Raw genomic sequence first — 14,212 nt, forward strand, 5'->3', positions numbered from 1 at the left:
AAATAGCTTAGCTTAAAAAAGAGGTGTCTCAAGATTCTATGGATATATTTGAAAGCCAAAAACTCCTACTCATAGTCTTATATGCAATCAATGGTTTCTTAATCAAATTTTATTATTTGACTCTATTTTTCATTCAAATCAAAACAGTCATCGCTTTTTTCCATAATGCATGTGATAGCCTCATAAACAAAAATGGCATTTTATAGAAAGGAGACATAACCAGTTTCAATTAAGTACCCGTACGGTGATTAATTGCAGCATTACTTTCTTAGAAAAGAGCAGCTCGCCGAAGGACTGCTCTTTTCTTTAAAATTGAAAGTTTGTGCTATTTTAGGTCTACTGCATTGGTGGTTGAGGAGCAGGACCGTCTGTGAGTGAAATTAAATCAACACGTAATGCATAGTCTTGTGCGGGCAACCTTGTTATAAAATCATCTGGACCTAAAGCAGAATCAACCGTGGCACCAATATCTTTTGGAATCACAAAGAATTTAATCTGGTTATGCGTTGCATCTAAATTGGGCACTCCAGTTGGCTGATCTGGTATGAAAGGACAACAAACTAGCTGTGAGTCATCTGCAATCATTTCAGCAATGCTAAGCGAGTAAAGTTTCCATTCATTATCGGTTGAAGGAAAATCAATTATGTGCTCATATATCCACTGATCATTTCTATCGTCGTTTATCGTTTGGAACATAATACCCAATCCTGCCTGTGCAGTCCCAGTATTTACCCAAAAGTTTAGGTGTGGATCTGTTAAATCAGTAAAATCAATAGTTGCATCAGTATTATTATCAGGATCATCATCCCATGATGATGGCCAATACTTAAAATCATGGAAATTTCGTGCATCAGTTGTCTCATTTCCATCAGCATCTAATACAGACTCAGAAGCAGGACTGATCAATCTCAAATAGTTATTCCCCTCAAAAGCCGGTATATCTGTGGCATCGTTACGTCCCATTCTTCCAGAAGGGCTGAAAAAGTCCTCTGTAAAAACTTTAGCTATTTCACCATCTACATCTTCAAAATCTATGATTACCCCTAAACCATTGAGGTCCATCGGATCAAAAGGTTCTGGTTCTGGTTCTGGTTCTGGCGTTTGACAATTAGCGTCATTAGGATTTTCTGCACAAAAACAATCGGCATTTGCTACAGTAAAAACTGGGCATGTGCTTGCAACTGGATCCGGGTCGGCAGGGGAATCATCATCCCCGCTGCAAGAATTTAGCGTTAACATAGCTCCTATAGCTAGCACGCAAATTGATAAAAACAAATTTTTAATGTTCATAATTTTAATCATTTAAAAAAGTTAATAAAAGGTTTAGTTATTATATTCAAATCACATTTAATTAATGTTCCTTTTGAGGGCTAGTATCCTCTATTTTGTTCAATTCCCCATCCGATGGCATCTTGTGAAGGAATCGGAAATACAGGTACCGGGTTGACATATACTTCGTCATCCGCAAGGGTATGGGCCTCTATATTAGCCCCTGTTTGATATAAGTTGTCCATTACACTGATGTACCTACCTGTTCTAACCAAATCCCAAAACCTAAGTTGTTCCATGGCCAATTCCCTTCTTCTTTCATCATAAATAAAATTAAGTAGTGGTTGCCCTGACGCGGGAATATCACTTTCTAAAAGAGGAGCAAATCCTGTAGCAGAAGTTTGGTCGGGTGTAGATGGATCGAAACCAATAGGAAATGTGCTTGCACTCGCACGTGCTCTAATCTCAATCAGCCTTTCTCTAGCTTGTGCAAATTGTGATTCATGATAAGCAGCCTCGGCATTCATAAGCAATATATCTGCATATCTAAACTTCATAATGTTACCTGGGGAAGCTTTATCATCTCCTCCACTCCAAATGGCCGGATCCATTATTTCTTTTCTAGGATAGTACCCTGTGTTATTCCTTACACTTTCTTCCATCTGTACACCATACGCATATTCTCCAATAGCTAATGCCACAGAAGGTCTTCTAGGGTCGTTAGAAGTATAGGCATCTACCAGATTTTGATTTGGTATATTGAAACCCCAACCTCCCATAAATTGTGGGCTCTGAGTTAATGTCCATTGACTTCCTGTATACGGACCTCTCTGTCTCCAATCACTTCCAGCGATTGCTTGAACTTCAAAAATTGATTCTATACCATTTTCATGGTCTACTTCATGAATAAGTGCATAATTAGGTTCTAAGCCATAAGAACCATACTCCTGAGCAATAAAGCTATCAGTAACATCCAATAGGTCTTGCCAAGTATACGATTGTGCATTAACAGTGCCCAATTGATACAAAATAGACCTTGCTAAATATGCTGCTGCGGATCCTTTATTGGCTCTCCCCAATTCTCTTACGCCTTTTAAAGGAAGGTTTTCTATTGCAAATCTTAAATCAGAATCAATTAGGGTATAAACATCACCTAGTTTTGCCTTTGTAAAATTACGTTCCGTTATTAAGTCTTGATTTAATGGCTCTTGAAACAAAGGAACGGGTCCAAAGATTTTAACAAGTGTAGAATAGCTGTAAGCTCTAAGAAAATGAGCCTCTCCCTGTAATTCTAAATTTAGCTCTTCAGAAATAGTAGCTTCTGGGCCTGTAAGCAGTTCAAGTGCTTCATTTGCTCGTGAGATAACAACCCAATGCTTAGCCCACAAGGCTCCTATATTGGCATTACCACCATTTGAAGTAAAATCTTTTAAAAAGGTAACGCCTGGCTGATCTCCACTTGTTGATCCTTTTTCTGCATCATCCGTCGCCGTGTCCCCAAACCAAAACTCATAAGCATGACTGGTAACCCTAAAGGAAGATTCTCCCCAGCCAATAGGATCATAAACACCATTTACCACTTCTCTTGCCGTAGTCTCATCTTTAACCAAAACAACACCTGAGACCTCAGTTTCCGGAAGTTCCTCCAAGACGTCTTCACACCCACATAGAGGTCCAATGACCAGAAGCAAAACAAATCCTTTAGTCAAATTAAACATTTTTGATACGGTTATCAATACCTTCATTTTATGTAATATTTTCATTGCAATTAAGATTTTAAAACCCAATATTCAACCCAACACTGAATGTCCTTGCCTGAGGGTAGTTTCCAAAATCAACTCCAACAGAGAAGGGATCGGGACCTTGGCCAATTTCCGGATCAAGTCCATTATAACCTGTTATTGTCAATAGATTATCTACTGAAACATAAAACCTCACATCTAATTCTCTATCTTTATTAATCTTCCATTCCGGGCTGTAGCCCAACTGTACATTTCTAACCCTTAAATAAGAACCATCTTTGATGTACAAATCACTGTACCAATCATTTTGTGTGACCTGAGAGGTAAGACGAGGTTGTGAATTGGATGGATTATCAGGTGTCCATCTTCTTAGCCTATCTGTTGTTAAATTGTTAAATTGCGCAGACGAACCATTGATGTAATAATCAAAAACATTTGCTATTTCATTCCCGTGAACTCCCGCTAAAGAAAATGAAAAGTCAAAAGCTTTATAATAAGCGGAAAAACTTAGTCCGTACGTAAAATCTGGAATGGCACTGCCAAGGTTAACAGCATCGTCTGTAGTTATAGAACCATTACTATCCGCATCAAGGTATTTTACATCACCTGGACGGGCTCTTTTTTGAATTTTAGCTTGTTCTGAAGATTGTCCGTTCAATGCTGGATCATCAGAGACTATTGTACCCACATAGTCACCTCCCACGTTGCCAAGAACATTTCCGTCTTCATCAATTGGCATATTTGCACTATTAACAGCACGATAGGAATCAATTTCTTCTTGTGTTTGAAAAATACCTAAACTCTGTAATCCGAAGAATGAAGCAAACTCTTCGCCCACAACGGTCCTTGTTGCTGGAATTTGTGTTTTACCATCGCCTATTGCTCCATCAATGCGCTCACCACCTCCTATATCTGTTACTTCATTATTTATAAAAGATATATTGCCATTAATGCTGAAACTAAAATCTCCAAAAGTATGACGATACCCTACAGAAAATTCTGTTCCCCAGTTTCTCATGGACGCTGCATTTGTAGTAGCTCCTTGAACACCTGAAAATATTGGAACAGGTGCAAACTGTGTATCTACCAAAAGATCGTCCGTAACCTTGTTAAAATACTCCGCTGTTAGTGTTAATCTGTTACTGAACATTGTGGCATCGATACCAAAATTGGTGCTTTTAGATGATTCCCACGATATATCCCTAGCGGGTAGAAAAACCGCAGAAAAACCGTTTGATGCGGTTTGATTGTCCAAGGCATAAAAGGCCTCATTGGTCAGTATGGAAAGAAAAGTGTAAGGTTGTATAGGAGCTTGATTACCAATAATACCATAGCCCCCTCTTAGCTTAAGGCGTGTAATGACATCTGTTTCAGGAAAAAACGATTCTTTATCTACATTCCAGCCAAGTGAGACGGCACCAAAATCACCCCCTCTAGATCCTTTTGGGAATTTACTGGAATAATCCCTCCTGTATGATCCCGTAATAAGGTATTTATTATCGTAAGAATATACCACTCTCCCTAAAAAGGAAAGCAAGTTGTAATCTCTAACCTGTGGAGCCCGGGCATCAAAAGGTGCGTCTGGATCAGTTAAATCCGTCCATGTTGCCGTAGTATTCGATTGAAAAGTTTCAAACCCCAATACCGTATTGAAAGAATGCTTCCCAAAACCTTTATTGTATGATATTGTATTCGTGTTTTGAATATTATTAATATCCAACACTCCAGATATCAAACGAGACTCCGTAGATGACTCATTGGGCGAAATCTGCGGCAATCCTGTCATAGGATCAATAATCTTGCTGGTAACTACAGTTACAGGTTCTGTTTTATCAAGATTTGTAGATTTGTTATCATCGAAAACTACCGAAGATTTAACCGTTAAGCCCTTGATCAATTCATAAGACAACTCTATTATTGGCTGTACACGTATAGATGAAATTGTATTATTATCCTGTAATTGCACTGCTAAAGCTGGATTACCTAAATCAGTTAATCCTGTTCTATCAAAGTTTCCAGTAATAGGATCTCTAACAGGATTAATAGGGTCTTTTCTTAGCCCAGCACCTATGGGACTGGTGTAAGGGTCTGCTTGAAAATTCACAAAATCATTCTTTGTATATTTTACACCCGCTTTTATTTTCAACCCTTCCACGGGAGACACTTGAAGCTCGGCGTTTGCCTGCTTACGCTGTTGATTTGTATTTTTAATAATCCCTTCTTGATTAAAGAACGTGCCTCCTAGTTTGTAGTTAAATGCCCCTGAATTACCTCGAATCGAGGTATTTACACTATAAACACTGGCCCATCTGAATATTTCATCTTGCCAATCCGTACCTCTTGCCACACCGCTCTCGGCCTCACTGAGCCAAGCTTCCAAATCACTTGTGGGCTGAACTACGATGGATTCCCTGTACAACTCTGCATACTGCGACGCATTTAACATGTCCAGTCTATTCCATGCTTGCTGAACACCTCCATAAGCATTTACCTCAACCTCAAACGCATCTTTTACGGTAACCCCTTTAGTGGTAACGAGGATAACACCGTTAGAACCTCTAGATCCATATATAGCAGTGGCCGAAGCATCTTTGAGTACTTCAATTGACAGGATATCATTAGGGGAAATATTGTCTATATTGTCAGTAAGAACCCCATCAACCACATATAACGGGTCCGAGTTGTTAAAAGAACCAACCCCCCTAATCCTAACTGAGGAATTTTGTCCCGGGGCACCACTTGCGGAAGTAACCTGAACACCAGCCGCCGCTCCTTGCAAGCTTTGTTTAACATCTACAGACGCATACTTTTGTATCTGTTTCGTATCTACCGATATCACAGAACCAGTAAGGTCACTCTTATTGACCGTTCCATAACCGATTATCACAACTTCATCCAGTGCCTGAGTATCTTCTTGCATGGTAACGTTCAAAACCGTGCTTCCATTGATCGGCAGTTCTTGGGGCCTATAACCCAAATAACTAAAGACCAATACACCTTGAGGGGGAACATTGTTCAAGGTATAATTGCCATCAAAATCAGTTAGGGTTCCTATGGAAGTTCCTTTAACGATAATCGCAACTCCCGGAAAAGACATTCCATCAGCTTCTATGGTAACAGTTCCACCAACAGTTATTTCCTGGGCATTTGTGGAAACCATTATCAACAAAAAAAACATAAGGCCTACAAGCCCATATCCTTTCAAATACTTCCTTTTATCGTTTTTCATATAGCCTATTAATACCTGTACATTCTATTTATATGGACTCTTAATCCGTAACTGAGGGAATCCCTATAAAAACATGAAAGAGCATACCACACAGGTGCTGGTATTTTTCAGATTTTGAGCAGTGAATATGCAAATTTGATTCCTCAATGAACATCTAGAATGTGTCAATTATGCATCAATACATATCAATGCTCGTTTTCTATTCTCAACAGGGTTTTTTTGACACATTTTGATGTGAAATGAGACAAAAACGCTATTGCGTTAATTATCTTTAGAAGTAACTTTATAAAAGTGGAAAAAAACTATGTAGGTGTTCTATTGTTGGTCTGTATGTGCAAATTGGGTTTTGCGCAGAACTATTATTTTAAGAATTATGGTGTAGAACAAGGACTATCGCACAACACCGTTTATTGTTCGCTTCAAGACCAACAAGGGTTTCTATGGTTTGGTACAAAAAATGGGTTGAGCCGTTTTGATGGAAAGACCTTTAAGGTGTTTGGGAACAACCTTGATAGTGGGCATGGTTTAAAAGGCAATTACATTACTTCAATACATGAATTTGACAATTTAATATGGACAGGTACGGACAAGGGTCTGTTCTCTTATAACTTTAAAAATGAAAGGTTCAATCAGGTCGAGGGAACCGAAAAATTGCTCATTCAAAAAATTGTAAGTGATGCCAACGGAGACCTTTGGTTCATTGCCAACGAAGCCGTGTACAGCTATGACGCCTCAGAACGTAATCTCGAAAAAATTTCACAAGATTTTTTTAGAAATCCAAATGACATTGTTTTTGATAGCACAGGTGATTTATGGGTTTCTTCAAACGGGGCACTTTTTAAAAAAAATCAAAATGAAGCATCTTTTATAAAGTACCCCATTACCTTTTCACCAATAACCACAGGTTCCATAAAAATACAGGATATGATCCTGTTGGATGACCATACCATAGCCATAGGTACGGTTCGAAATGGCGTACTGCTGTTCGACATCAATAGCAAGATCATTACCCGAGCCTTAAAAGACACTAATAAACTTTTTGTAATCCACGATCTTATGCTAAAGGATGGTGAGCTATGGATTGCTTCAGAAACCGGGGTTTTGATGTATAATTTAGAAAATGACCTCAGCACTCATTTGACCAAAGACATTAACAACCCATATTCAATTGCCGACAACGCCATTTATTCATTGACCCTCGACAGAGAGGGAGGGGTTTGGGTAGGATCCTATTTTGGCGGTGTTGATTATTACTCAAAAGCACATAACTATTTTGAAAAACACTTTCCAAATGCCTCTAAAAACTCCATAAGCGGTTTGGCGGTCAGAGAGATCCGTTCCGATAAATACAACCATCTTTGGATTGGCACAGAGGACAATGGCCTGAATAGATATGACAAAAATACGGGAATATTCATCCCGTATGCATCTGATGTACTGTCCCATTATAATATTCATGCACTGCTCATTAGGGGGCGAGAACTTTGGATAGGAAGCTATGAAAATGGAATTGATATTATGGATATTCCGTCCGGAAAAATCAAAAAACATTATGACCTGGTCCAAGAAAGCGAACTTGACGGAAATTTCACCCAAACACTATATGAAACAAAATCAAAACAATTATTTGCCGCAAGCACATACGGGGTGCAACGCTTTAACAATAAGATGGACATCTTTGAAAAGTCGGATTATTTTCCAGAAAAGTACAATTACAGCTCTTTGATTGAAGATACTAAAGGCAATTTATGGGCAGGGTCCAGGAATGGGCTGTACTATTATAATCAGATTACCGATGAAAAAGGATACTTCAAAAATGATGAAAACGATTCCTCAAGTTTGAGTTGTAATATGGTCAACGGCCTTTTTCGCGATAGTAAAGACAATATTTGGATCACTACAGAAAATGGCCTAAACGTATTTGACTACAAAACACATACTTTTAAGGTTCTTAATACGTCTGATGGCTTTCCTAGCAATGTTTTTTATGCCATCGTTGAAGATGATGAACAATCGCTGTGGATAACCACCGCCAACGGCTTGGTGAAATTTAACCCCATTGACAAAGGCATCATTACATATACCAAAGCAAATGGTCTTTTGAGCAATCAATTCAACTATAACTCTGTATACAAAGATCCGGACGGAAGCATTTACATCGGTAGTATCAACGGAATGATAAGCTTTGAACCGAAAGCCTTCGTCAAAAATAATTTTAGCCCTCCGGCAATTATTACATCTCTAAAAATTGAAAACAAAGAGGCTGAAATCGGGGCGAAAAACTCCCCTTTAACCGAATCTATCACCAGCATCGACGAGCTTGAACTCGATTATACGCAATCTACCTTTAGTTTAGACTTTGCCACACTTGGGTATGCCTCACCAGAGACGACCGAATACTGGTACAAAATGGACGGTTTAAGTAACAATTGGATTCCTTTAAAAAATGAAAACCGTGCTTTTTTTACCGAGTTGCCCATTGGCAACTATACTTTCAATGTAAAATCAAAAAACGGTAGTGGTGTGTGGAGCTCAAGTATCACAAGCCTGAAGATAGAAGTGTTGCCCCCTATATGGCTGTCAACCACAGCTTATGTCCTGTATGCCATAATTGGTTTTTCCTCACTGTTCTTTGTCCTTCGCTATTACCATAACCATAACGAACTAAAGAACCAGAGTAGACTACACCAAGTGGAAAACGAAAAAGAAAAAGAGTTGTACGAGGCTAAAATTGATTTTTTTACCAATGTTTCGCATGAAATACGCACACCTTTATCACTGATCAAAAGTCCTTTGGAAAAGATTTTAAAAAAAAATTATCCGGACCCAGAGCTCACGGACAACCTTTCCATTATCAAAAAAAATACCTCAAGGCTCCTAAACCTTGTCAACGAGCTCTTGGATTTTAGAAAAACCGAGATGGAGGTCATGAGCCTTTCTTTTATTCTGGTCAATGTTTCTGGATTAATCAGACGTATTCATGAAAGGTTCAAAAAAGAAATCGAGAACAAGAACATTGATTTTGTTTTTGAAATGGGTACTGAGGACATCTACGCTTATTTGGACGAAGAGGCGGTAAGAAAAATATTGAGCAACCTTATAGGTAATGCCATAAAATATTCTGACAAAAAAATTATTGTGAGTCTTAAAGCAGCAGAGAAGCATTTAGAATTTCGCATACAGAACGATGGTCCCTTGGTGCCAGAAGATTTAAAAGATAAAATTTTCGACCCCTTTTATAGATTGGAAGCGGCCAAGAAGACAAAAGGTACGGGTATAGGTCTATCGCTAGCACTGTCTCTATCAGAAATGCATAATGGAAGTTTGAGCCTGGACACTACTTCAAAGACCATGAATGTTTTTGTGCTAAAATTACCTTTGCACCAAGAAAAGCAAATTCATCTTTATGAAGAAGTGGCAGATCGACAAATCAACATGCCCCTTCAACATAGTTCTGAATCAGACGAAGTGAATGAATCAAAACCTGTGTTACTTCTTGTAGAAGACAATCTTGACCTTTTGGACTTTATGGCAAAAGAACTGGAAACCGTCTACCATATCATAAAATGTGACAACGCTGAAGACGCACTTGCGCAGTTGGATGACCGCAATGTTCATTTAATCGTAAGTGATATAAACATGCCCGGTATGGACGGGTTTTTATTTTGCAACCTCATTAAGACCTCAATAGCCTACAGCCATATTCCCATTATATTGTTAACAGCCAAAACAAATATAGCATCTAAGGTCGAAGGTCTGGAATCAGGAGCCGATGCCTATATTGAAAAACCCTTTTCGATGGATTTTTTAAGGGTGCGTATCCAAAATCTTTTAGAGAACAGAAGGCACATCGTAGAGCATTATACTAGTTCTCCCTTGGCCCACATTCGCAGTATTGCAAGTACAAAAACAGATAAAACATTCATTGAAAAACTTGACAGGATAATTGAAGAGAATATAGAAAATCCTGATTTGAACGTTGAAACTTTGTCTGAAATTATGCACATGAGTCGTTCTACCCTCTATAGAAAAATTGACAGTATATCAAGTTTAAGCCCCAATGAGCTCATTAATATCTCTAGGCTCAAAAAAGCCGCAATATTGTTGACAGAAGATGATTATAGAATTTATGAAGTTGCAGAAATGGTGGGGTATAACTCCGCCACAAGATTTGGGAGAAACTTTCACAAACAGTTCAACATGACACCGAGTGAATATAAATCTAACCAAAACTCCAACCTATAATTTGATTTAGGATTGCTTAAGTTTAATGTACTTTTCAATTAAGAAGCCACACCACTCTAATAAAAGTTACTTTTTTTAGGTTCTTATAGTCCTCAATTATTGATATGCTATTTATCAGAAAGCTGCTAAGCATATGTCATAGTATTAAAAGTAAGACCAATATCATAAAGCTTCAAGTCACTTCCACCCTTGTCTGTCAACACAGTTGCTCGACCATTCAGCTGTTCCGGGTTTATTTGCTAGGCGTTTTCTAGCGATTATCATATCTCCCATTCTTTTAAGGTTATTTCATTTCAGCTCGGGATTTCAATTCGTATTTTGGATTATAATCCCATTTGGCCCCGATGAATTCCTCAAGTTGAGATACATTGATCTTTTTGATACTTCGTCCAAGCTATCTGAGTACTTTTTTGGTAATGTAAAGCTTATCTTCCAAGGCTGTCGTCTGGAGGCCAGGTATTATATTCCATAATGACACAATAATAACTCACTTAACAAAGTCTTCGTAATAGGCTATATTAGATTTCATAACAATATCAATTGGTAAGTAGGTTGATGTATTTATAGGAGTCTTTTTGATTAAAAGGTCATAGAACATCTGAATACCATAATAGGCTTGGGTATAGGGTCTTTGGGAGATTAAAAAATCGATAAGATCTTCTTTTAAATGGATGACATTTTGATCTATTAAATCGTAACCAATCAAAATAGGTTTATCCATTTCACTAAAAACAGGAGCAATTTTATGGATGGCATTGGTGACAAAAACCCCTTGTATATCATGGTTATTTTGCATTATTCTTTTTAATTCGGATGTCATCAAATCTTTGTTCTTGTCAATTGCGTCATATTTGTAAAGGGTTATTCCTTTATCTACAAAAAATTCCCTAAAACCCTCTTCACGTAAATCAAAATGTATGTGGTTGTCATGCGCGCTTACAATTGATACAATAAGAATTGAAGCGTCAAAAGAAATACACTTGCTCACCAATTCAGCTGCCATATAACCACTATCCTTTGAATTTTGTCCAATAAAAGGGAGTTCACGGAGCTCAGGAATTTGAGTGTCGAACAAAACGACAGGCACTTCCCGCCCTTCCATGTGAGATACAAATTCTATGGCCTCATCTTTGAAAACAGGAACCATGAGCACACCATCATGATCTTTTTCTAGAACGCTATTGGATTGATCAATAAACGATTGCTGGCTATTCTGTTGAAAATGATAAAGATCAACGTTAAAACCATAGGGTGTCATATCTTCCATCACATCTTTAAAACCCTTTTCATGCTCCAACCAAAAGGGTATTTCTTCAGAACCTTTCGGAAATAAAACTGCTATATTGAACTCCTTCTTCGATTTCAACCTACTTGCAAGAATATTTGGCTTATACCCCAGTTCCTTGATTGCTTGGAGTATACGTTCACGGGTAGCCTCCGAAACACCGCCTCTATTATTGAGCACCTTGTCTACAGGGCCTGTTGAAACTCCTGCATATTTTGCTATATCCTTAATTCCAATATGATTTTTCTTCTTTTTTAACATTAAATCAATCTGTTTTTTGCAAAAAAATTGTTTTTGAATTCAAATATACATATGTTTGTTTTAAAATAGTGAACGTTCACTATTTTATTTTTACACAAATAGTGAACGTTCACTATTTTAATAGCTGATTATGAAAGTAGGAATAGATAGTTATTGTTACCATCGTTTTTTTGGTGAAGTCTATCCAGGACAAGATGCTCCGGAAAAAACAATTTCACTTGAGGAATTCCTTGATAAGGCCATCGCTCTTAATATTGACGGCTTGTCACTGGAATCTTGCTTTATACCACAATTTGATGATGGTTATTTGGCAAATATTAAAAGAATATTGGACAATGCTGGTTTGGATCGCGTATATGCTTGGGGGCATCCTGATGGATTGGAAGGAGGTACCAATTTAGAGGCTTATGACGAAATGATAGCACATATCGATTATGCAACCAAAATAGGTGCCGATGTTATGCGAGTGGTAGGCAGCAGCCATCTTTTTAGGTTTGAAGCTCATGATCAACGGCTAGACAAGCTAACGGAAATGTTCCGAAGTGCCGTTCAGATAGCAAAAAGAAAAGGAGTTCGCCTTGCTATAGAAAACCATATTGATTTTGATTCTGACGAAGTTTTAAAATTGATAAAAGCTGTTGATTCAGAATATTTTGGCGTCAACTTTGATACAGGGAATTTTCTTCGTGTTTTGGATGATCCCATTCAAGGAATGAAAAAATTGGCGCCATATGTTTTTGCAACACATATAAAAGATTTATTGCCCGTAAAAGAAATTGCCGTAAATGAATGGAACTTTTTCTCTTGCGTACCAACCGGATTAGGAATAATAGACAACTCAAAACTCATTCGACTCCTTAAAGATGCCGATTACAAAGGTTTTCTAGCAGTTGAGATTGATAACTTACATCCTGACTACTCCAACAAAGAAGAAAAAGTTATTGCCGCAAGCATAAAAGAGCTTAAAAAACTAGCCACATTGGTTTCTAAATAATGAATAAAAAAAAGCTAAATATTGGCATCATAGGTTATAACTTTATGGGGAAGGCCCATAGCAACGCATGGAAAAAAGTTTCCAAATTCTTTGACACTTCAGCTGAGCCCGTTTTAAAAGTGGCCTGTGGGCAAAACTTAGAAAATTTAACCAATTTTGCTGATAAATGGGGATGGGAAGAGGTAGAGACAGATTGGAAAAAGCTTATCAAGAGGCCAGATATAGAGATTATAGATATTGCACTACCACCACACCTACATTATGAAATTGCTGTAGCCGCAGCAAAAGCTGGAAAACATATCTTTTGCGAAAAGCCTATTGCCATGAATTTGGAACAGGCCATGGATATGTACGAAAAAAGTGAAGCATGTAATGTAGTGCATTATCTGAACCATAACTATAGAAGGGTGCCTGCAATAGCCCTTGCCAAGCAGATGATAAATAATGGCACGATAGGCAACATATATCATTGGCGATGTGCTTATCAACAAGATTGGATTACCAGCCCTGATTTTCCGCTAACTTGGCAGTTGCAAGCTCAATATGCCAAGGCCGGGCCTCACTGGGATCTTAACTCACACTGTGTGGACCTAGCACATTTTCTAGTGGGTGATATTACGGATGTTACATGCATTACCAAAAACTTTATAGCAGAAAGACCCCTTGCTAAAAAAGGAGGCACACGCAATCTCAAAGCTGAGGTCGGTAGTACTGAAATGGGCAAGGTCACTGTAGAAGATGCCGTATTGATGATGGTCAATTTTAAGAACGGTGCCATCGGCTCATTTGAGGCCACACGATTCGCCAATGGTCGCAAGAACAAATTGTCTTTTGAGATTTACGGCAGTAAGGGGAGCCTAACATTTAATCTAGAGCGGTTAAATGAGTTGCATTACTATTCCCAAGAAGACAAGGATGGCCTAAAGGGGTTCAGAACAATTTCCGTAACCGAAGATAGCCACCCTTATGTAAGCCATTGGTGGCCAGCTGGCCATATAATTGGATACGAACACACTTTTGTACATGCGGCTTCCGATTTCATAGAAGCAGTGGCAAACAATGCCAACATAGAGCCCAATTTCAAAGATGGTGTGGCAATCATTAAGGTGTTAGAAGCAGGATTACGATCATCAATTGAAAAAAGAACGATAGCAATAGACTAGATATTTTTAAGCAAAGGAATCTAA

The 14,212-nt window shown here is 38.2% G+C and carries 7 protein-coding genes; 3 read left to right on the forward strand and 4 right to left on the reverse strand.

The window, feature by feature from the left end; translation table 11 throughout:
- Positions 1-336: 336 nt before the first annotated feature.
- The 3 genes from LV704_RS02435 to LV704_RS02445 form a co-directional block, all read right to left on the reverse strand.
- Complete coding sequence (locus tag LV704_RS02435) at positions 337-1,290, reverse strand: hypothetical protein (protein ID WP_163423679.1); 954 nt, start codon at positions 1,288-1,290, stop codon at positions 337-339.
- A gap of 80 nt (positions 1,291-1,370) precedes the next feature.
- The gene (locus LV704_RS02440; RefSeq protein ID WP_163423678.1) at positions 1,371-3,032 is read right to left on the reverse strand and encodes a RagB/SusD family nutrient uptake outer membrane protein; all 1,662 of its coding nucleotides are present in this window, start codon (positions 3,030-3,032) and stop codon (positions 1,371-1,373) included.
- 13 nt (positions 3,033-3,045) lie between these two features.
- Positions 3,046-6,240 carry a TonB-dependent receptor gene (locus tag LV704_RS02445; RefSeq protein WP_163423677.1) on the reverse strand — a complete coding sequence of 1,065 codons (3,195 nt, stop codon included), beginning with the start codon at positions 6,238-6,240 and terminating at the stop codon, positions 3,046-3,048.
- Positions 6,241-6,531: 291 nt separating this feature from the next.
- Here LV704_RS02445 and LV704_RS02450 point away from each other — a divergent pair, with 291 nt between their 5' ends.
- A complete protein-coding gene (locus LV704_RS02450) occupies positions 6,532-10,485 on the forward strand; it encodes a two-component regulator propeller domain-containing protein (protein WP_163423676.1) in 3,954 nt (1,317 codons plus the stop codon).
- Between the two features lie 487 nt (positions 10,486-10,972).
- On the opposite strand, the gene LV704_RS02455 is transcribed toward LV704_RS02450, so the two are convergent.
- Positions 10,973-12,031: a LacI family DNA-binding transcriptional regulator gene (locus LV704_RS02455; protein ID WP_163423675.1), complete on the reverse strand. Its 1,059-nt coding sequence runs from the start codon at positions 12,029-12,031 to the stop codon at positions 10,973-10,975.
- Positions 12,032-12,161: 130 nt separating this feature from the next.
- Here LV704_RS02455 and LV704_RS02460 point away from each other — a divergent pair, with 130 nt between their 5' ends.
- Entirely contained in the window at positions 12,162-13,025 is an 864-nt protein-coding gene (locus LV704_RS02460) for a sugar phosphate isomerase/epimerase (RefSeq protein WP_163423674.1), read from the forward strand.
- Positions 13,025-14,188, forward strand: a complete 1,164-nt coding sequence (locus LV704_RS02465; RefSeq protein WP_163423673.1) for a Gfo/Idh/MocA family protein — start codon at positions 13,025-13,027, stop codon at positions 14,186-14,188. Before LV704_RS02460 ends, LV704_RS02465 begins: the two co-directional genes overlap by 1 nt.
- Positions 14,189-14,212: the final 24 nt, after the last annotated feature.

This window comes from Flagellimonas sp. CMM7 (genome assembly GCF_021390195.1).
Classification (GTDB): Bacteria; Bacteroidota; Bacteroidia; order Flavobacteriales; family Flavobacteriaceae; genus Flagellimonas.